The following is a 21,219-nucleotide window of genomic DNA, read 5'->3' on the forward strand; positions in this document are numbered from 1 at the left end:
CTTTTTATTTTGAACACAAAAAAACCTACGCAGAAATAATCTACGTAGGGACGATTTATTCGCGGTTCCACCCTACTTCTGACAAAAGTCAGCAGCTTAATTTGCGAACTCCGAAACGCCAATTTTTTAAACACACTACTTAGTTTCACCATCCTAAGCTCTCTGCAAGTTCATTTAAAAAATTCTTTTCATCATTGTTCAGTATTAAATTCTTCTCTATACTAGGATAATTTTAGATTAAAGTCAATCTTTGAACGCCTTAATTCCAAGAATCCATCGTATCAATAAAATGTTTACTCTTTAGGTTCAAACCAACCTCGTCTTGATAAATTGTGTCAATTAAAGTTTTTAACCTTATCTTGGTTTCGTTTCGAACTTTAATTGATCGAATTTTTTGAAGTTGAATAGAACTTAATCTCTGTAAATAAAAGATAGTTCTGCGATCAAGATGTGAACGTTGCGGGTCAAGATGCCAATGATTTTGGCAGAGCATACCTCCAGAAGATTCAGAATAATCTAGTGGCAGATCGTTTCGCTGACAAATAACGCATTGCTGCCATTCTTGCTGAACCCCAAAAACCGGCAACAATTGAAGCTCGAAAATATGACTAATAATTTCAGGATCAAATCCTTCATTAATCATCGTTAAGGCGTTTGCTGCCATATCAAACCACACAGGAATTGACTGATTATCAGCAAAAGCTGAATCAATTAAATTCAAAATATAGGTAATATACGCATTGCGCTCAATATCTTGATTAATTTGTTCAAATTGAATTAATTTTTTTTCTGCATTTAAATAGCAAAGGCCATTTTCTCTAATTAAGCCCACATAAGTTCCTCTGGTAAAGGGAAGAATAGCGGCTGCCAATTTAAACCCTCTTTTTCTTGCTCCGCGGATATAGAACATTTTTTTCCCAAATTCACGCGTGAAAAATTTTACTAATTGGTCACGTTCCCGATAATCTTTACGAAACATGACAATTCCTTCAAATCGAGCTGTAGTTTGTACTGCCATTAAGAATTTCCTTATTAATAATTATCTTTTCGATAGCCATATGACTGCAAGAGTGATTGTTTATCTCGCCAACCTTCTGAAACCTTTACCCAAAGCTCAAGGTAAACTTTATCACCCAAAAGACGTTCAATATCTTCACGTGCCAAAGTACCAATTTTTTTAAGCATTTGGCCACCATGACCAATAATGATTCCCTTTTGTGTTGGTCGATCAACAATGATAGTTGCCTGAATATGAATTTTGCGTTTATCTTGTCGTTTTAAACTTTCAATAACAACTGCAACAGAATGAGGAACTTCCTGTCTAGTCAGCATCAAAACCTTTTCCCGAATTAATTCGGCCACAATAAAACGTTCTGGATGATCAGTTACTTGATCGTCTGGATAGTACTTTGGTCCCTCGGGCAATTCGGCTGCCAGCGTATCAATCAACTCTGAAACATTATTACCTTGAGTAGCCGAAATTGGAATTACTTCTTTCCAATTCAGTGCATCCTTGTAATTATCCATAATTTCAAGCAATTTATTGGGATTGATGAGATCAATTTTATTGATGATCAAGTAAACAGGCTTTTTTATCTGTTTCAAGCGTTCAATAATGAAATCATCACCGGCACCACGTTCTTCATTAGCACTAATCATGAACATGACTGCATCCACTTCATTTAGTGTTGATAATGAAGACTGCACCATAAAGTCGCCAAGCTTATTATGTGCTTTATGAATTCCTGGTGTATCGATGAAAATAATTTGTTCTTTGTCAGTCGTATAAATACCCTGAATCTTATTACGTGTTGTTTGTGGTACGTTACTCATAATGGCAATTTTTTGACCAATAACATAATTCATAAACGTTGATTTACCCACATTGGGGCGACCAACAATTGCCACGAATCCTGAATGAAACTTTTTGTTTGAACTTACCAAAGTATTTCTCCTATTCTAATGGACTAAAAGCATCCAAATTTTGGGAACAAAAATACATAATCCAATAATTCCCGAAAAGAAAGCCGCAATCAAAACTGCTCCAGCAGCCATGTCCTTAATGTGTTTACCTAACTCACTATAAGTCTTTTCAGTCACTAAATCTACTAAGTTTTCAGCAACGGTGTTCAAAGTTTCCGTCACAAACATCAATCCAATACAAGCAATGATCCAGTACCATTCTTCATTTGTTAAATGTAAAATCCAAGCAAACACAATCACAATGATTGCCAAAGCACTATGAATTCGCATGTTTCGTTCTTCGTGAAAAACGCGAATTAATCCGTTGTAAGCATGCACAAAAGACTGACTAAATGTATGATTTTTTTCAGTTTGTTTTTTATCTTTTAAGGCCATAAGCATTTAAAATTTCTTTCTGAAGAGGGAACATAACCTTCTGGTCTTCGGGTTTCATATGATCGTAACCATTTAAATGTAAAAAACCATGTACACAAAGGAAACCTAATTCCCGTTGATAGGAATGTCCCAAATATTCAGCTTGTTCCTTAACTTTATCAACGGAAATCATAAGATCACCAATATTCGGTGTGATTTCTTCCGCTAACTCATCATCCAAAATGATTGGATCTTCATCCGAATCGTCTTCAATTGCAAAACTGATCACATCGGTTGCCCGATCTACCTGTCGATAGGTTTTATTAATTTCGTGAATTTCATCATTATGCATTAATGTGACTGACATTTCGGTATTTGCTGCTAGTTTAAGGTAATCACCAGCAAATTCTAGGACTTTTTGAACTAATTCAAGATTTGTCTTGGGCTCTTCTTTTGTATGATCATAAATTTGAATATCCATAATCTAAATCTACTCCATTTTTAATTTGATTTATGTCCTTCATAAGCATTAATAATTTGTGCTACAACTGGATGACGCACAACATCTTCGGAATCAAATCCAACAAAACCAATATGGCGAACCTTTTGTAAAATTCGTTGTGCTTCAACTAACCCACTTCGAACACCATGGGGCAAGTCAATTTGTGTAACGTCTCCATTAACAATCATCTTAGAACCAAAACCTAATCGCGTTAAAAACATCTTCATTTGCGAACTTGTTGTGTTCTGAGCTTCATCAAGAATAACAAAAGCATCGTCTAGAGTTCGTCCACGCATATATGCCAAAGGCGCAATTTCAATAACGCCTCTGTCCATTAAACGAGTGGTGTGTTCGGCCCCAATAATTTGATAAAGTGCGTCATAGACCGGACGTAGATAAGGATCAACTTTTTCTTTAAGATCACCAGGCAAAAAACCAAGGCTCTCACCAGCCTCAACTGCTGGTCGAGTTAAAATTAATTTATCGACTTCGCCTCGTTTTAAGGCAGCAACCGCCATAACAACAGCTAAGTATGTTTTACCTGTCCCAGCCGGACCAATTCCAAAGGTAACATCGTTCCGTTTCACAGAATCTACATACTGTCTTTGACCATAGTTTTTAACCCGAACGGCCTTGCCTTTATTGTCTTTAATTAAAGTTTCCTTGTACATATCTTGAAAATAGTTCAAAGTTCCCTTATCCGCCATTTTCATCGCACTGACAACGTCTGCGCTGTTCAGTTGAATGCCTTGCTTAACTAATGACAAAAGGTTTTGAAACACATTAACCGTTCGTTTTGTCGCTTCAGCTTCGCCAGAAATTGTGATTTTCTCGCCAAATGGGTGGATAGAAACATTCATCCCTTCTTCAAGAATTTGTACAAACTTATCTTGATTACCAAGAAGTGACATTTCTTCGCTTGGGTTTGATAACAAAAATTCTTTTTCAATCGTTTTTTGTTCAGCCAAGTAACATTTGCTCCTTCTGATTAATTTGATGGTTATTTTCCATAACCACTCTTATCTATTAACTAAGCTGACTCTTTACAGCTTGATTAACTAACTTTCCATCTGCTTTACCTTTTACCTTAGGCATTACGGCACCCATTACTTTACCAAAATCAGATGTACCAGTTGCTCCCACTGAAGTAATTGTATCTGCAACAATTTTTTCTATTTCTTCTTTAGTTAATTGTTGTGGCATATACTTTTCAACTATCTTTAATTCAGCTTCGGTTGCCTTTACCAGATCATCACGATTGCCCTTTTTGAATTCGTCTACAGATTCTTTACGTTGCTTATATTCACGTGCAATAACTGTTTGTGCTTCTTCATCGCTCAGTTCATGGTTTACTTTAACTTTTTCATTCATTAAGGCAGCTTTAAGCATTCTAATCACACTCAAAGTATCCTTATCTCGCGCTTTCATTGCCGTTTTCATATCGTCTGTAATTATTTGTACTAGGCTCATCAGTATATCCCCTTATCAAAGTTTTTGATACAAAAAAAGCTCCTGATTTTCAGGAGCATTAAAAATTAGAAGCGTTTCTTGTTCTTGCGTTTTCTTGCAGCTTCTGATTTTAACTTGCGTTTAACACTTGGCTTTTCGTAGAATTCCCGTTTACGATATTCTTGTAATGTACCTGATTTAGAAACTGTACGTTTAAAGCGGCGAAGAGCGTCATCAAGTGACTCGTTTTTACGAACGACTGTTTTTGACATTTTGAATCCCTCCCTCCGAGCTCTAAAGTAACGACAAACTTATCTAATTAAATCTGCTGTTCTTTATTATTATACATAACATAGATTTTTACGTCAACAAAACAATTCAGGTTTATTCAAATTCATTTGAAAAATCATAAAACCGTTTTCATTCACGTCTCCGTATGGTAGACTTAACCTAAAAGGATGAGGGTGATTGATTATGTCAACAAAAGTATTTATAATTTCTGATTCAGTTGGTGAAACTGCGAATTCTGTTGCCAAAGCCGCTTCTGCACAATTTCCTAATGAAAAGTTTGAATTTGATCGTTATCCGTTTACACAGACAACATCTTTATTAGATGGTATCCTGAAACGTGCACAACGACAAAAAGCAGTGGTCTTCTCAACATTTGTTAATCCAGAGTTAAATAAATTTGCTAAAGAGCAATGTGAACAAGCAAAAATTCTGTATTATGATGTTTTAACTCCTGCGATTTCTCTGTTTAAACAACAAACCGGTCAAGAAGCTGCCAATAAACCTGGCACGGTTCATAACTTAGATGAGGGCTACTTTGATAAAATTGCGGCCATGGAATTTGCTGTTACTTATGACGATGGCAAAGATCCGACTGGTTTTTTAAAGGCGGATATTGTTCTTCTTGGTGTCTCAAGAACTTCAAAAACTCCACTTTCACTATACTTAGCTAATAAAGGTTTTAAAGTGGCTAATCTCCCGCTTGTACCGCAAGCTTCAATTCCAGAAGAAATTTGGAAAGTAGATCCCAAAAAGATTTTTGGTTTAACGACAACACCAGAAGTTTTGAATGATATTCGTCGACAACGAATGATTGCATATGGTTTGAATCCAGATTCATCCTATTCAAATACAGAAGGCATCAAATTAGAATTAGATTATGCCGATAAAATTTTCAAACGTTTGGGATGCTTAGTGATTAAAACCTCAAACAAATCTATTGAAGAGACAGCCACTCTAATCATGGAAAGTCTTGATGTGGACGTAAGCAAAGAATAAAAATGGACTAAAACAAAAATAAGTCTGAGAAAATTTACTTTCTCAGGCTTTTTTTATGTCACTGTATTTTACTTTAGGAAAGCATCAAAGGCATTTTGTTCAAGGACATCAGAAACTAAACTAGGATTGAATTTCTGGGCATTTAACATGGCAATTTCATAGCCGTAAGGTGCATATTTTTTCTTAATATTCTCAGGATCGGCAATCCAAGGGGTTTCCATAATTTTCGGAACATCTTTTAATTGATCATAGTGAGCAATTTTATTAAGTGCTTCAAATCCAATTGTACCTAGTCCAAGATCAGCATGACGATCTTTATGACTTCCACGCGGATTTTTAGAATCATTCAAATGGATAACCTTTAAATAAGATAATCCAATTTTTTGATCAAATTCATTTAGGACGTCATCAAAGTGATCGCGAACATCATAGCCCGCATCGTTAGTGTGACAAGTATCAAAACAAACGGAAATTTTGTCCTGTAATTGAATTCCTTTTATAATGGCAGCAATTTCAGTAAAATTCTTACCAACTTCTGTCCCCTTACCGGCCATTGTTTCGATGGCAATTTGGACGTGTTGATCTGCGGATAAAATTTTATTTAAACCCTTTACAATTTGATCAATGGCAGCATCGGATCCGGCACCCACATGTGCTCCTGGATGCAGGACAATTTGACTAGCACCCAGAGCGTCAGCACGTTTAATTTCATCCCTTAAGAAATTAATGCCAAATTGAAAGCTTTCTGGCTTCAACGTATTCCCTAAATTGACAATATAAGGTGCATGAATAATCAAATTATGAAGTGAGTTTTCAGCCATAAGCTGTTTTCCTTCTGGAATTCGCAACTCGTCAATTGGTTTTCGGCGTGTATTTTGTGGTGCCCCGGTATAAATCATAAAAGTATTAGCTTTATACGAAATGGCGGTCTCAACGGAACCTAAAAACATTTTAGGTGCTTTCATACTTACGTGCGAACCTAATAACATGTTTATCTCCTCCTAATTTGCAATGAGTTTCACAATTTGATTGGCTGCTGTACCATTTTCCCAACTCGTAAATTTTTCTTGAAAACGATCAAATCGATTATCGAAATTTGAAAAAGCTCCTGCCTGCTCAAAGATTTTGAGTTGTTGATAGAATTCTGTTTGTTTAGTTACAATCGGTCCAGGACATTCTTCCAGATAATTAAAATAGAATCCACGTAATTCAGTTGCATAATGAGTCAAATCATAAGGGAAAAATAACATTGGTCGTCGTAGATTTGCAAAATCAAACATCACTGATGAGTAATCCGTTATAAGTAAATCACTAATTAGGTAAAGTTGATTGATATCGGTATCAGCAAGAATTTTGACGCGTTTTTCAAAACCGCGAATATCAATATGATCCTTAACCAAATAATGGGGTCTAATGATCAGAATCGTGTCTGGAGAAACAACTGAGAAAAAGGTTTTTAAATCAAATGGCAAATTAAATCGATATCGTCCTTTATAAATGAAATCATCATCTCGCCATGTAGGTGCATATAAAATTACTTGCGTGGCATCTCGTCCCAGCAGAGTGCGTTTTAAATCATGAATGGTGCGTGAGTTGTTTTGTGAATATAAAACATCATTACGTGGGTACCCAGAACGAATAAACTTATTTTTAAACCCAAATGCTCGTTTAAAAATCTCTTCTGAATAAGCATTAGGAGCAATTAAATAATCCCATCTTGCCGCTTCTTTTATAAACTTCTTGTGATATTCTTCTGTAGTTGTTCCCGGGATTTCTACATTATCGATGTCAATTCCTAATTTTTTAAGTGGTGTTCCGTGCCAGGTCTGTATATATTGGGTACCGCGGTTTTTGTGCCACCATAATGGCATCCGAGAATTGAAAACCCAGTACTCAGCCCTTGCCACAACCCAAATCCATTTTATTGACCAACGCTTAAGCAATTGAATCTCTGGATTGGCTTTTTTCACTTTTGCAAATTGACTTCCCTTCACACCAAAAAATAAGGAAGTTGTGTATTCAGGATGTGTTAAAACCAATTCATGATATATGGCTGCGGGATTATCACTGATATCGCGACCGTTAAAACTTTCAAAAATAATTAAATGGGATCTAATCGGTAAACGGATAAGGCATTCATTAATCAAAATCAAGAAATAGCGAACAAAAATTTTAATGAATTGGCCAAACTTATGAGTCATTTAAATTTCACTCCGTTCCATTAAAAAGTTTATCGTCCGATCAGTTGCCTTACCATCATTAAATTCATTCCAGTTATTATTAATTTCTTTAATGATATTTGTTTGATCTTTTGGATTAACTAAAAAATCAGACAGCTGCGGCACAGTTGAAATAATAATTGCATGAAACTCGTCGGAAAAATCATTTTGTAAGCCAACTGTTTTTTTGAACTTATTTTGATCAAAAGTAAATAAACCAATATGACGTGCATTATCAAGCAACGTATAATCAAACAAAATTGATGAGTAGTCTGTAATAAGTGTATCCGCCACAGTAAGGAGTTCATCTGTTGAGATTTTCGGATCAATTGAAGTGATGAAGGACGCTTTTTGTTCCCAGTATTTTTCCAAATCTTGTAAATGTGGATGCAATCTTAAAATTAAAACTGCATTTTGAGGTAACTTTAAGTTCTCAAAATTTGGTGCAAATGAGAACTGAACATCTTTTCGATATGTTGGCGCATACAAGATTAAACGCTTATCCTTCAATTTGGGATAGCTTTTAAAAAAATGCGTTCTTACCTGAGTCATCCATTCATTATTTTTAAATTTATCTGATCTTGGATAACCTAAAGTTCTCATCTGGTGACCATCAAGTCGATAATTTATCCGAAAAACACTAGCCATCTTTTGTGAACCAACGACAATATCATCTGTTGCATCATACACCTTCTGAAAGCGCGATTGAGCTGATAAACTACGTTGACTTGTTGAAGGATCACTAAACCCAAATTCCTTAATTGCACCGTTTGCATGCCAAAGCTGAGTCACGCGCATCTGTTTTGTTTTCACAATAGCACCCATAAATGGAAAATAATTATCGATTAAAATCAATTTACTGCGCATTAACGTGGGAATGAGCTTTAAAAATAGTGAAAAACCATTATCAAATTTTATCAGCTGAGCATTTTCTAACTCGCTTAACTCTTTTGCATCTTTTTCAATTTTAGTTTGATAAAAGATCGTGAGTTTTAAAGGCGCAACTCGCTGAGCTAATTTTATGACAAACTCATTATTATTACCAAAACTCATAAGATAGGTTATTTGCGTTTTTCTTTGCCCTGCAAATATCGAAGACCAAAGTCGAACGAGAAACATATAAATAGTCTTCATTTCGATTGCTCCTTGATTTAAAGTGACGGTTCATAAAAGTGCCCAAGGATTGTGACACTTCCAGAGATACTTACAAAAGCCTTTGGATCAGACTCTTTCATTGCCATCTCCAAATCACTCATCTCGTAGCGCGAAATAATGGTAAACAAAATGGTTTTTTGATGATGATTATAGGCACCTTCTGCACCGTGGACAATTGTAATTCCACGGCGAATATGGTTTTGAACACTATCAATTACGCTCTTGGGACGATCAGTCACAATCATCACCTGCATTTTTTGTTGTCTGGTATACGTCATATCCATAATTTTGGCATTTACAATTAAACCAATTGCGGAATAAAACGCATATGGCCAGCCATACACATAACCGGCAGCACAAACGATAAAGGCGTTAAAGACCATATTAATGGTTCCAATGCTTTTTCCGGTTCGTTTTCGTAAAACCATTCCCAAAATATCTAGTCCACCGGTTGACAGCCCGTTTTTTAAGGCCAAACCAGTTCCATATCCATTCACTGCCCCACCAAAAATTGCGCAAATGATTGGATCCGTGGTTAATGTCATGGGGTGAAGGACTTTGATCATAATACTAGCTAAACCAACGGACAAAATTGTAAACAAGGTAAAACGATGGCCAATTTGTGCCCATGCTAAGAAAAACAAAGGTACATTTAAAACAAAGAGCATTAACGCGGTTGATAATCCAAATGGTAAATAATGATCACTTAGTGTGGAAATCAACTGGGCAAAACCAGTAATTCCTGAGGCGTAAATTTTACCTGGCGTCCAGAAAAAATTCATCGCAATTGAAACTAAAATCGCATAAATAAAGGCGGTTCCAGCCAGCGCTGTATATTGATGACGTTTAGCAATTTTTTTAAACTGTTTATCCATGAAAAGTAATTAATTCTCCTTTTCCCAGTGAGTTTTGATAAATGCTTCTCGTCCCCCAGCTTCTTGTTGTGCAAAGACGTCGGGATTTTTTTGATAGAAATCCTGGTGATAATCTTCAGCGGGATAGAAAGGTGCCACGTCCTCAACTTTGGTCACAATTGGTTTATCAAACTGTTCACTAATTGCCAGTGCTTTGCGTGATTGTTCAGCAATTTGACGTTGCTCCGGACTGTTCACAAAAATAACTGGTCGATAATTGTCACCACGGTCTTGAAATTGTCCCATTGCATCGGTTGGATCAGTTTGTTGCCAGTAAATTTGAACTAGTTGTTTATAAGACATAACTTCTGGATCAAAAGTGATTTTTACTGCTTCTGTGTGTCCAGTTGTATGTGATTTAACTTCTTCATAGGTGGGATTAACCGTATGACCACCGGTATAACCCGAAACTACCTTCTTGATTCCAGGTAAAGAATCAAAAGGCTGAACCATACACCAAAAACATCCACCTGCAAAAATTGCTGTTTCTTCTTTGCTCATTTTATCCAACATCTCCGTTAACTTAATCTTATATCGCTGCATTCAGGTTATATAGTATCATAACCCCATTTTGTTTTCTGATTTTTTGATCAAAAAATTAAAATCAGCCGGTAATTATGCATTACTCAGCTGATCGAAATTAGTTAATTATTCATTTTCATTATTTTCATTTACTGAAAATAAATGTAACTCTTGTAGTTGTTTCTCTGCCACTGGTCGTGGTGCCGAAGTCATTGGCTCTACAGCCTTGGAGTTCTTTGGAAAGGCAATAACATCACGAATGTTATCACGCTTTGCTAGTAAACGGGCAAAACGATCTAGCCCAATTGCTAAACCACCATGTGGTGGAAAACCAGTATCTAGCGCATCTAAGAGATAACCAAAACTCTTTTCAGCTCGTTCTTTGGTAAATCCTAAAGCCTTGAGCATCCGTCCCTGAAGTTCACGGTTATGAATACGAATCGAACCACCACCAAGTTCCAAACCATTGAGGATAATATCATAGCTTTGTGCATGTGCTTTGTGAGGATCCTCATCATCATTCATCAGATAATGAACATCTTCTTCATTTGGCATAGTGAATGGATGATGTGCTGGTACCCAACGCGCGTCTCCCTCATCATATTCGAATAATGGCCAATCAACAACCCAAAGGTAAGCAAACTTGTCTTCTGGGATCATATCTTGTTCTTTGGCAATGGTAACACGTAAATAAGCCAATGTATCTGCCACAACCTTTTTCCGGTCGGCCACAAACAACAATAAATCACCGCTCTTGGCTTCAGTAGCGCTTAAAATTTGATCACGAACAGTGTCTTCTTTAAAGAATTTAGCAATCGGACCAGAAAAACTGTCGTCAGTAACTTTCAACCATGCAAGGCCTTTTGCACCAAAACGTTTGATATATTCGGTATAGTTGTCAATTGCCTTTCGAGAATATAAGTTAGCCCCGCCAGGAACAGCGATTGCTTTAACTTGACCGCCATTAGCAATAGCACCTGAGAAAACTTTGAATTCAGAATCTTTCATAATGGTCGATAAGTCTTTTAGCTCCATTCCAAAACGAACATCGGGTTGATCTGTGCCAAAACGTGCGATAGATTCATTCCAAGTAATTCGATCAAATGGTAATTTGACGTCAATATCTAAGGTATCTTTCATAACCTTTGCAATTAGGCCTTCTGTCAAGTCCTGAATCTCTTCGGCATCTAAGAAACTAGTTTCCATATCAATTTGTGTGAATTCTGGTTGACGGTCTCCACGTAAATCTTCGTCTCGGAAACATCGAGCAATCTGATAATAGCGATCAAAACCAGCACCCATCAACAATTGTTTAAACAACTGTGGTGATTGTGGTAAAGCATAAAAATGACCAGGATAAAGCCGAGAAGGAACCAAATAATCTCGTGCACCTTCAGGGGTTGATTTCGTCAAATCGGGTGTTTCAATATCAATAAATCCCTGTGCATCAAAATAGCTGTGAACAGCTTGAGTGATACGATTACGAATCATTAAGCCACGCTGCATTTCTGGACGTCGTAAATCAAGATAACGATACTTAAGACGTAATTCATCTGAAACATTGATATTATCTTGAATATAGAAAGGCGGTGTCTTAGCTTTATTCAAAATTTTAGCTTCATGAACCTCTACTTCAACTTCGCCAGTCTTCATATTAGGATTAATTTCTTTTTCAGATCTGGGAACAACTTTTCCGTTTATTTCGATGACATATTCACTACGTAATTCATCCGCAACGTTCAAAGCCGTTTCAGAAAATTCTTTACTGAAAACTAATTGAACAATTCCTTCGCGATCACGCAAATCGATAAAAATAAGATTACCTAAATCACGTCGTTTTTGAACCCAGCCCTTTAAAACGACATCTTGATTTAAATACTGTTTATTTACTAAACCAGCATAGGTTGTACGTTTCATAATTCTCTATCTCCCTTACTTTTCTAAAAATTTACCAAATAATTTTGGAAAGTTTTTATAAACATCTTCCAGTTTCACCTGTTGCTCATCACCAGTTGCCATGACTTTTAAGTTAACAACTTGTTTAGCTAACTCATCATTTCCAATGGTCATCACAATTTTGGCATTCAAACGATTAGCAGTTTTAAATTGGGACTTAGGTTTACGATTTAAGTAGTCTTGATCAGCACTAAATCCATATTCGCGAACTTTTTCAACAATTTTTAAAGTTTCGGCCTTAGTTTCATCACCAATTGCCACCACGTAAACGTCTAGATCATTTGTTTTAGGTAAAGCAGCATTTTGTGCCTGCATTAATAACAAGAGACGCTCCACACCCAAACCAAATCCAATTCCTGGTGTCTCTGGACCGCCTAGTTCTTCAACCAGGCCATTATAACGTCCACCAGCACAAACGGTCACATCACCGTCTCCTAGGACCTTATCATGGGCCATAATTTCAAAGATTGTATGATTATAATAATCCAAGCCACGAACCATTGAAGATTCAACTTCATAAGGAATATTCAAATCACCCAAAAGTTGTTTAACAGTTTCAAAATGTTGCTTAGAATCATCACTTAGATAATCTAAAATAGATGGCGCATTAGCTACTAGTTTTTGATCATTTTTATCCTTACTATCAAGAACTCGTAAAGGATTACGATGTAACCGTTCCTTAGAATCATCACTAAGCTCATCAAAGTGTGGCTCAAGATAGGCAATTAATGCTTCTCGGTAGGCCTTTCTAGTTTCCTTGTCCCCTAAAGAATTAATAACTAGTTTAAAATTTTGAATACCTAGCTTTTTAAGTAAATGCATACCCATTGAAATTACTTCAACATCCAAGTTAGGACTTTCACTCCCAAAGGCTTCAACGCCAATTTGATGAAACTCACGAAGACGTCCTGATTGAGGCCGTTCATAACGAAACATCGGTCCCATATAATAAAGTTTTACAGGTTTAATCTGTTCCGGTCCATAAAGTTTGTTTTCCACAAAGGCACGAACCACGCCGGCAGTTCCTTCCGGACGAAGGGTAATGTGGCGATCCCCTTTATCATGAAAATCATACATTTCCTTCGTCACAATATCTGAAGTATCCCCTGCACTTCGAGAAAAGACCTCGAAGTTTTCAAACATTGGCGTTCGAATTTCATTAAAACGATAATTTGCAAATAATTTTTTTGCCACATTTTCAATATAACTCCATGCAACAGCTTCTTCTGGTAAAATGTCAGCCGTTCCTTTTGGACGTTGGTATTTCATAGTAAAAACCTCCTATTGATATTCAAAACTTTTAAAAATAAATAAAAAGCGCCCTTGTTTTCTACAAGGGCGCTCAGGCGCGGTACCACCTTAATTAAATTACTTATCTAGATAACGTATCACAACGGAATCTGATTTCAGATTCACCTCGAAAGTGTCTTTTAGCAGATCCCATACCCACTCACAGCAATGCTGGGCTCTCTGAAAAAGGTGACTGCCTACTATTTCTTTGTCTCTGGTTTTAATATTAAACTACCATTAAAATTACTAAACTATCTCTGTCCTGTCAAGGGTTCTAAGATAATTATCCCATTTTAATGACCATCTGGTATATAATAATTAAAAGAATCTGAAATACGGAGTATAAATATGAACGTTAATTTACGCAATTTTATCAAGAAAAATCAGCTTCAGTTAATTATTATCTCAATTTTTTTAATTGCGACAATTGGACTAACCTATGCGTTATTCTCTGACAAAACGGTTCGAGTTGGGCTTGATAACGTCACGGTTCGAATGGGTCCTTCTTTATCATACTCGAAGACCGGAACCGTCAATTCAGGAAAAAGAGTCACTGTTATAAAAAAGCAGGCTGGTTGGCTACGTGTGCGTTATGATGATGATCATTTTGGCTGGATTCCAAGTTGGTTAACCAATCGTAAATTCAATTTTAAGTCGGCAACTAATCTTTCGGAAGCAACAATCGTCTTAGATCCCGGACACGGTGGCAACGATTCTGGTGCCTTAGGTATTAATCAAAAGCATGAAGAGAAAACATACACTTTAAAAACTGCCAAACTTGTTCAAAAATCATTAGAAGCAAAGGGTGCTCGTGTAATAATGACACGCTCAAATGATGAATACGTTGGTTTGGCTGCACGTGCATCCTTGTCCAATAAGCATAAAGCGGATGCGTTTATCAGTTTTCATTACGATTCTGCACCAGAAAATAACTCTGGTTCCGGAGATACAACTTATTATTATCACAAAAAAACTTCTTTAAAATTAGCTGAATTAGTTAATAGTCAACTGAAAGCAAAAGTTAATTTAAATAATCGTGGTGTTCAGTTTGGCGATTTCGAGGTTATTCGTGATAATACCCAACCTTCTTTACTAATTGAAGGTGGCTATATCAACACTGCTAAGGACTTTAAACAAATTAGTAGTTATCAGTATCGAAAACAAGTAGCTTCTGCAGTCACAACTGCGTTATCACAGTTTCTTAATTAAAGAGTGAAAATACAAAAATATTCATGGTAACAAAATTAGATTTAAATGCCGTCTTCCAGCCCAAGTGAGCCGGAGGACGACAGTTAGACTATTTTTTGGAGTCTAAGTCGTTCAACATCAATTATTGAAGTTATTTTGATATTTGTAATTTTTATTTAAATAACAGGGATAGTTCGTTTAATGACTTTATCTGTTTTTCGGGGAAACTAGTTACCGAAATTGTATTGTCCGGATCAAAGAGAAATCCTTTGATTCCTGCATTGTGAGCCGCCAAAATGTCTAGATTACGATCTCCAATCATGATGGCGGTTTTTTTATCAACTTTATATTTTTGCAGCAAATAATTCAATGAAGCTGGATCTGGTTTACGTGCAAAATGATCAGAACCCGTAATAAAGCCCATAAATAAATGCTCAAAACCATGCACTTTTAATAATTTTTTAGCCTGATCATCTCGGTGCGTTAATAAAAAATTACGGCCATGCTTAGAAACATTTTTGTGGCAAACTGCAAGAGCTCCTACAAATGGCTTCGCTTGGTCAAGAAGCTGACTTTCGCAATTTGAATAGTCTTTTTTTAAGCCTTGTAAGTCTAATCGGTTTTCTGACGCATATTTTTCGAGCGTTTTTCCAAGCGAACCCTGCCGCATAGCGCGATAAAGTCCAGTTGCTTTTGAACTTCGAACACCATTTAATTGCAATGCCTGTTCAAAGCTTTTGACCATAATTGGGTACGTATCAAATAATGTACCATCAAAATCCCAAAATAAATCCATAATACAAACTCCTATCTTTAAGCCTGATCCGTATCAAAAATAATCGTAACTGGTCCATCATTTTGCAGATCAACTTGCATATCTGCCCCAAATTTACCGGTTTCAACTGCAATACCAGCTGCTTGTAACTTTTGATTGAAAAGTGTATAACATTTTTCAGCATGGTCAGGATCCCCTGCTTTGGTAAAGCTGGGACGATTACCATGCTTGGTATCCGCATAAAGTGTAAATTGTGAGACTGATAAAATACTGCCGTTTACTTGTTTTAAATTCAAGTTCATTTTTTGATTTTCATCTTCAAATACACGCAAATTAACTATTTTGTGAACTAAATAATCTATTTGCTGTGTTGTATCTGTATTTTCAATACCAACTAATAATAAATAGCCTACACCGATTTTTCCAACGACTTGATCTTCAATTGCTACTTGGGCATGACGAACGCGTTGTAAAACTACTTTCATTTCTTATACCTTCCTAAATTAAAATAAAAGCTTCAAAATTTACACTTCAATCAACAAAATTAAGATCAAAGTTAAATTTTGAAGCCAATGATAAACTTAATGTGTTGGCCGTTTGACCACGTAGACATCTTTAACAGTTTTTAAATTATCCATAATATGATTTAAATGTTCCAAATTTCGAACACCTACCGTCAAACTAATGGTTACCATCCGATTATGATCAACTTTTCCGTTAACTGAATTTAAGTAACGCGTCGTATTATTGACCTTTTTTAAGATGTCATTTAACATGCCATTACGATTATAGCCTTCAACCTCGAGATCCGCTGCATAATTGTTGTGCGTATCAGTGGGATCTTCCCATTCAACACCAATCAAACGCTCATCTTGATCCTCAGCATGGGTCACATTCGGACAATCTTCACGATGAACCGAAACACCACGTCCCTTTGTAATGTAACCGACAATTGGATCTCCTGGAACCGGATTACAGCAATGACTCAATCGAACTAAAAGATTGTCAGCTCCCTCAATAATAATGCCACTTGAAGAACTTTTCTTTTTTCGTTCCTTTTCTGAATCATTTTCATTTGAGATCGTTTGGTGTTCTTCAAGAAGTTCATGTTCCTCTTGTCGTTTGCGATCCTCTTCTTGTTTGGCACGGACATCATCTGTCAGACGGTTAGCGACACCTACTGGGGCAAGATCACCAAATCCAACAGCTGCATACATGTCATCAATCGAACTATAGTGTAACTTGTTCGCAACTTTTTCCAATTTATCAGTCTCAAGAATAGTTAACGGATCAAAACCAGACTGTTTCAATTGGCGTTCAATAACTTCGTGCCCTTTTTCAATATTTTCAGAACGATCCTGTTGGCGAAAGAATTGTTTGATTTTATTACGAGCACGCCGGGTTGAAACTAAGTTAATCCAATCCCGACTCGGACCCGCCGAACTTGAAGAAGTCAAGATATCTACAATATCACCATTTTTAATTTTGTAGTCAAGCGGTACAATTTTACCATTTACTTTAGCACCAGTTGTATGATTACCAACTTCAGTATGAATTGTATAAGCCATATCAAGTGGTCCGGAGCCCTTAGCGAGTTCAAAAACATCTCCCTTTGGTGTGAATGCATAAACGCGATCACCAAAAAGATCTCCCTTTACAGAATCCATAAAATCAGCGGCATCTTTACTTTCATTCTGTAATTCGACGATTTCTTTAAACCAATTTAATTTCTTTCCAGTGTCACTAGTTTGAACTTTGTCGGTTTTACCCTCTTTATATGCCCAATGTGCGGCAACACCATATTCAGCCACCCGATGCATTTCTTCAGTCCGAATTTGTACCTCTAGTGGTTTGCCTTCTGGACCTACCACAGTAGTATGGAGAGATTGATACATGTTAGCCTTAGGCATTGCAATGTAGTCTTTAAAACGACCAGGCATTGGCTTCCAGCGTGTGTGAATGGCCCCTAAAACAGCATAACAATCTTTGATTGAAGTGGTAATTACTCGAATAGCCAACAAATCATAAATTTGACTGAACTGTTTATGTTGATCCACCATTTTTCGATAAATGGAATAAATATGTTTGGGACGACCGTAAATATCAGTTTCATGAACTTTTAAAGCATCCAATGCATCTTTAATATCTTTGATGGCCAAAGCAATGTATTCTTCACGTTGATCTCGTCTAGAATTCATTAAATGTGCAATTCGATAATACTGTTGTGGATTTAAATAACGTAACGAGATGTCTTCTAGTTCCCATTTAATGGTACTAATTCCTAAACGATCAGCAAGTGGTGCATAGATTTCAAGCGTTTCATTGGCAATACGCCGTTGCTTATCTGGACGTAAATGTTCCAACGTACGCATATTATGCAGGCGATCAGCAAGTTTTACGATGATTACCCGAATATCCTTGGACATTGCCAGCAGTAATTTACGATGATTTTCTGCCAGTTGTTCTTGATTAGATTTATAACGAATTTTACTAATTTTAGAAACGCCATCGACAATCACGGCAACGTCATGGCCAAAAAGCTCCTCAATGTCCCCTAATGTAATTAGGGTATCCTCAACAGTATCATGTAGAAAACCAGCACAAATTGTTGCCGGATCCATTTTAAGTTCCGCTAGGATTCCCGCAACTTGAATGGGATGCATAATGTATGCCTCACCTGATTGACGATATTGGTCCTGGTGAACATAGGTGGCAAAATCACAAGCTTTCTGGACAATTGCCACGTGATCGGCATTCATATATTTTCGACACATATTTAAAACATCTTGAGCAGAAAGAACTGGCTCTTGTGACATAAAAAAGCCTCCTTTTAATTTTTAAGATAAACTAAATTTAACTTGTTAACCCATAAGCAATATAGCTGGTGGTTAAATAAACAATCACAAAATAATAAGCGTATTTTGGTAAAAACAGGTAAACCCCCAGTAAAAAGAAGATGGGGAACAACCATAAAAGCGCCCAATTCGCACGGTTAGCCTTAATCAAAGAACCTAGAATTATAGCAGCCAGCGTGTTAATGATCATTAAAAACCATAAATCAATAAAAACATGTGAAGCACTTGTAATATGTAAAACAAACGGAAGTAAGACACCTAATACTATTCCAGCAACCCAATACCGCCATTTTATTTGGACAAAAAATTTCAATGATTTATTCAAATTTATCCCTCCGCTACTGACTCTCAAAGTTTATTGCTTAATTCTACCGCATTTCTTTTAAAACGGAAATAGCGGATAGTAAATATAATGGTGCCGTTTCAGCACGCAAAATTCGGGGTCCTAATCCAACACTAGTGAAGTTAGCTTCAGTTAAGCTTTTAATTTCACTAACAGCTAAACCGCCTTCGGGACCAAATAACGCTAACATCGTATTTCCAGTTTTCATTTGCGTAATTTGCTTTTGCAATTGAGTATGCTCACCTTGTTTGGCCGATTCTTCATAAGCCACGATTTTAAACATGCCTGGCCATTTTTCTAGCGCCTGTAAACTTTCATAATAGGTTACCGTTGGAATATAATTTCGATGTGATTGTTCTGCCGCCGATTTGGCAACTTTTTGAAGACGTTCAATTTTTCGCGTCACTTTTTTGGCTGGCCATCTAGCCACGGAAAATTCAGTTGGCAAGAATATAAAATGGCGTGCGCCAAGTTCAGTTCCCTTTTGAACAATATATTCACTTTTATCGCCCTTAGCTATTCCACAAGCAATTGTCACTTCTATTGGAAGTTCAGCAGTTTTTTCAAGTTGTAAAATTGGAAGTATGCTAGCTGACTGTTCTCCAATCTCTTGAATTTTACCAACATAAACTTGATGAGTACTTGCAACAAATTCCGCCTGATCATTAACTTTTGCACGCATAACTTTTATTAAATGATGAAAATTATCACCGGTCACCGAAAACAAAACTTGGTTTTGAATTGGTTGTTCAGTAAAATAACGCTGCATATAATCCACTCCCATTTGGCAGATTTAATTTTTAGTCGATGTTAATTCTGTTGATTTTTTGGCAACAACGGCCCGCCAATCTTTCATTTGCAAAATTTCTTCAATTTCGAAATCTGCTTTTTTAAGATCAGCAAGAATAAGTGGTAGTTTCTCTTTGATAATACCAGAAGTAATGAAAATACCACCTGGTTTCAAACATGCTTTAGCTTGTGGTACAAGAGGTTCAATAATTTCTGCCAGGATATTTGCCACTATAATATCTGCCTGTGCTTGAATACCTTCCAGTAAATTGTTTGGTTTGATCTCAATATTTTTAACATCTGGATTTAATTTTAAATTTTCCAGAGCAGAATCAACGGCTACCTGATCCAAATCAAAAGCCTTAATGTTTGCAACTCCCATTTTACTGGCCGCAATACTTAAGACACCAGAACCAGTTCCAACATCAATAAGTTCCTCACCACCACGTATATACATTTCTAAGGCCTGCAAGCATAACCTTGTTGTTGGATGAGTTCCCGTTCCAAATGCCATTCCAGGGTCTAGCTTTAATACCTTTTCTTCATCAGCCGTTTTTTGATACGTTTCCCAATCAGGAACAACAGTCAAATAGCGTGTTATTCTCACTGGATGGTAATATTTTTTCCAGGCTGTTTGCCACTCTGTTTCTTCCAGTGGCTTTCGGAGGACTTTTGCCGGAGCGGGATTCAAATTAAATTTCGTAAGTCCTTCTACCTGTTGTTTGATTTTAGGAATTAACTTTTCCACATCTACCGAGTCTGGATAATATCCGGTTACTGCCGCACCACTTTCAACGTGGGGAATATCGGCCAAATCTAAAATTTCTCCGAACTTACCAGCCCGTAATTTTTTAAAATCTTCAGCATCTTCTATTTTAACGCCCTTAGAACCAGCCGTCTCCAAAATGTTACTAACGGCTTCAACTGCTTCATTTGATGTTTGTACACTTATTTCTGTCCATTTCATTTGTAAACTCCTCTTAGCTCCTTATTGCCAGCCATAATTTTTAGAATCAATATCACGTTTACGCATTCTTGAAACATAAGGATTCCCTGCAACAAAGTAACGTAATGGTTCATTTGTCCAAATTCCCTTATTTGGCACACCGATTCGACCACTCACTTTGATAACTGCAGGTGTTTTAAAATTTTGTAGATCTAAACTCAAAGGTCCTTCATTCAAACGACTGCCTTTCAAAATTTTAGGAATACCAAACGCTTGCATTAATTTACCGGGTCCATTAGTCAGTTCAAACAGCTGATGTACCTCTCGATTTTTTTGAAATTGCGTTAACCCCTTTTCAGGCTGTATTGCCCGAATTAAAACTCCCTGCGGATCATTTTCTTTTTGAGTAATTAGGTTCAAAAGTAGCTGCGTACGCATTTGATAAATATAAATTGTTCCCGCTTCATGATACAAGGGCTCATTTTTAGGAGTGCGATGCCCTTGAAATGCGTGAGCTGCCTGATCCTTAGGTCCAATGTAGGCCTCTGCTTCCACAATAAAGGCAGTCATTACTCCTGTTTTTGTTTGAAAACAAAGTCTTTTTCCTAATAATTTTTGTGCAATTTCTGCAGTCGTTCCACTTAGTAAAAATTTTTGAACTTCATTAAAAGTTGTTTGCATACAAACTCACC

23 protein-coding genes are annotated in these 21,219 nt (G+C 36.7%); 2 read left to right on the forward strand and 21 right to left on the reverse strand.

The window, feature by feature from the left end; all coding sequences use genetic code 11:
• Nucleotides 1-259: 259 nt before the first annotated feature.
• The 7 genes from recO to rpsU form a co-directional block, all read right to left on the reverse strand.
• Nucleotides 260-1,018, reverse strand: coding sequence for a DNA repair protein RecO (recO, locus tag IV87_RS05090; protein WP_057806089.1), 759 nt, complete (start codon nt 1,016-1,018; stop codon nt 260-262).
• Nucleotides 1,019-1,032: 14 nt separating this feature from the next.
• Nucleotides 1,033-1,944, reverse strand: a complete 912-nt coding sequence (gene era, locus IV87_RS05095; RefSeq protein WP_057806090.1) for a GTPase Era — start codon at nt 1,942-1,944, stop codon at nt 1,033-1,035.
• A gap of 15 nt (nt 1,945-1,959) precedes the next feature.
• Nucleotides 1,960-2,364: a diacylglycerol kinase family protein gene (locus tag IV87_RS05100; RefSeq protein WP_236698972.1), complete on the reverse strand. Its 405-nt coding sequence runs from the start codon at nt 2,362-2,364 to the stop codon at nt 1,960-1,962.
• On the reverse strand, nt 2,342-2,818 hold the full coding sequence (gene ybeY, locus IV87_RS05105) for an rRNA maturation RNase YbeY (protein WP_057806092.1): 477 nt from the start codon (nt 2,816-2,818) through the stop codon (nt 2,342-2,344). Before ybeY ends, IV87_RS05100 begins: the two co-directional genes overlap by 23 nt.
• Before the next feature lie 20 nt (nt 2,819-2,838).
• Nucleotides 2,839-3,807, reverse strand: coding sequence for a PhoH family protein (locus IV87_RS05110; RefSeq protein ID WP_057806095.1), 969 nt, complete (start codon nt 3,805-3,807; stop codon nt 2,839-2,841).
• A gap of 58 nt (nt 3,808-3,865) precedes the next feature.
• Entirely contained in the window at nt 3,866-4,309 is a 444-nt protein-coding gene (locus tag IV87_RS05115) for a GatB/YqeY domain-containing protein (protein ID WP_057806097.1), read from the reverse strand.
• 65 nt (nt 4,310-4,374) lie between these two features.
• Entirely contained in the window at nt 4,375-4,560 is a 186-nt protein-coding gene (rpsU, locus tag IV87_RS05120; protein WP_002830340.1) for a 30S ribosomal protein S21, read from the reverse strand.
• A gap of 202 nt (nt 4,561-4,762) precedes the next feature.
• On the opposite strand from rpsU, the gene IV87_RS05125 reads away from it, so the two are divergent.
• The gene (locus tag IV87_RS05125) at nt 4,763-5,575 is read left to right on the forward strand and encodes a pyruvate, water dikinase regulatory protein (RefSeq protein WP_057806099.1); all 813 of its coding nucleotides are present in this window, start codon (nt 4,763-4,765) and stop codon (nt 5,573-5,575) included.
• A gap of 68 nt (nt 5,576-5,643) precedes the next feature.
• On the opposite strand, the gene IV87_RS05130 is transcribed toward IV87_RS05125, so the two are convergent.
• From IV87_RS05130 to hisS, 7 genes are all read right to left on the reverse strand, one after another.
• On the reverse strand, nt 5,644-6,564 hold the full coding sequence (locus tag IV87_RS05130) for a deoxyribonuclease IV (protein WP_057806100.1): 921 nt from the start codon (nt 6,562-6,564) through the stop codon (nt 5,644-5,646).
• 12 nt (nt 6,565-6,576) lie between these two features.
• Nucleotides 6,577-7,776 (reverse strand): CDP-glycerol glycerophosphotransferase family protein, encoded by a 1,200-nt coding sequence (locus IV87_RS05135; RefSeq protein ID WP_057806102.1) that lies wholly within the window; start codon nt 7,774-7,776, stop codon nt 6,577-6,579.
• Nucleotides 7,777-8,928 carry a CDP-glycerol glycerophosphotransferase family protein gene (locus IV87_RS05140; RefSeq protein ID WP_057806105.1) on the reverse strand — a complete coding sequence of 384 codons (1,152 nt, stop codon included), beginning with the start codon at nt 8,926-8,928 and terminating at the stop codon, nt 7,777-7,779. It lies immediately after the preceding gene.
• Between the two features lie 17 nt (nt 8,929-8,945).
• Nucleotides 8,946-9,824, reverse strand: a complete 879-nt coding sequence (locus IV87_RS05145) for a YitT family protein (protein WP_057806107.1) — start codon at nt 9,822-9,824, stop codon at nt 8,946-8,948.
• A 9-nt stretch (nt 9,825-9,833) separates the two neighbouring features.
• A complete protein-coding gene (msrA, locus tag IV87_RS05150) occupies nt 9,834-10,364 on the reverse strand; it encodes a peptide-methionine (S)-S-oxide reductase MsrA (protein ID WP_057806109.1) in 531 nt (176 codons plus the stop codon).
• 147 nt (nt 10,365-10,511) lie between these two features.
• A complete protein-coding gene (gene aspS / locus IV87_RS05155) occupies nt 10,512-12,302 on the reverse strand; it encodes an aspartate--tRNA ligase (RefSeq protein WP_057806111.1) in 1,791 nt (596 codons plus the stop codon).
• Nucleotides 12,303-12,317: 15 nt separating this feature from the next.
• Nucleotides 12,318-13,610: a histidine--tRNA ligase gene (hisS, locus tag IV87_RS05160; RefSeq protein WP_057806113.1), complete on the reverse strand. Its 1,293-nt coding sequence runs from the start codon at nt 13,608-13,610 to the stop codon at nt 12,318-12,320.
• Between the two features lie 369 nt (nt 13,611-13,979).
• On the opposite strand from hisS, the gene IV87_RS05165 reads away from it, so the two are divergent.
• On the forward strand, nt 13,980-14,840 hold the full coding sequence (locus IV87_RS05165) for an N-acetylmuramoyl-L-alanine amidase family protein (protein WP_057806115.1): 861 nt from the start codon (nt 13,980-13,982) through the stop codon (nt 14,838-14,840).
• A gap of 151 nt (nt 14,841-14,991) precedes the next feature.
• Here the strand turns inward: IV87_RS05165 and IV87_RS05170 are convergent, their stop codons facing one another.
• The 7 genes from IV87_RS05170 to IV87_RS05200 form a co-directional block, all read right to left on the reverse strand.
• On the reverse strand, nt 14,992-15,615 hold the full coding sequence (locus tag IV87_RS05170; RefSeq protein ID WP_057806117.1) for an HAD-IA family hydrolase: 624 nt from the start codon (nt 15,613-15,615) through the stop codon (nt 14,992-14,994).
• A 17-nt stretch (nt 15,616-15,632) separates the two neighbouring features.
• Entirely contained in the window at nt 15,633-16,079 is a 447-nt protein-coding gene (gene dtd / locus IV87_RS05175; protein ID WP_057806119.1) for a D-aminoacyl-tRNA deacylase, read from the reverse strand.
• A 96-nt stretch (nt 16,080-16,175) separates the two neighbouring features.
• A complete protein-coding gene (locus tag IV87_RS05180) occupies nt 16,176-18,410 on the reverse strand; it encodes a RelA/SpoT family protein (RefSeq protein ID WP_057806121.1) in 2,235 nt (744 codons plus the stop codon).
• Between the two features lie 37 nt (nt 18,411-18,447).
• Nucleotides 18,448-18,774 (reverse strand): hypothetical protein, encoded by a 327-nt coding sequence (locus tag IV87_RS05185; protein ID WP_057806123.1) that lies wholly within the window; start codon nt 18,772-18,774, stop codon nt 18,448-18,450.
• A 43-nt stretch (nt 18,775-18,817) separates the two neighbouring features.
• The gene (locus tag IV87_RS05190) at nt 18,818-19,561 is read right to left on the reverse strand and encodes a 16S rRNA (uracil(1498)-N(3))-methyltransferase (RefSeq protein ID WP_057806124.1); all 744 of its coding nucleotides are present in this window, start codon (nt 19,559-19,561) and stop codon (nt 18,818-18,820) included.
• A gap of 24 nt (nt 19,562-19,585) precedes the next feature.
• The gene (gene prmA, locus IV87_RS05195) at nt 19,586-20,548 is read right to left on the reverse strand and encodes a 50S ribosomal protein L11 methyltransferase (RefSeq protein WP_057806126.1); all 963 of its coding nucleotides are present in this window, start codon (nt 20,546-20,548) and stop codon (nt 19,586-19,588) included.
• A gap of 21 nt (nt 20,549-20,569) precedes the next feature.
• Nucleotides 20,570-21,208 carry a DNA-3-methyladenine glycosylase gene (locus IV87_RS05200; protein ID WP_057806127.1) on the reverse strand — a complete coding sequence of 213 codons (639 nt, stop codon included), beginning with the start codon at nt 21,206-21,208 and terminating at the stop codon, nt 20,570-20,572.
• Nucleotides 21,209-21,219: the final 11 nt, after the last annotated feature.

Origin of the sequence: Pediococcus ethanolidurans (assembly GCF_001437405.1) — a bacterium.
GTDB lineage: Bacteria > Bacillota > Bacilli > Lactobacillales > Lactobacillaceae > Pediococcus > Pediococcus ethanolidurans.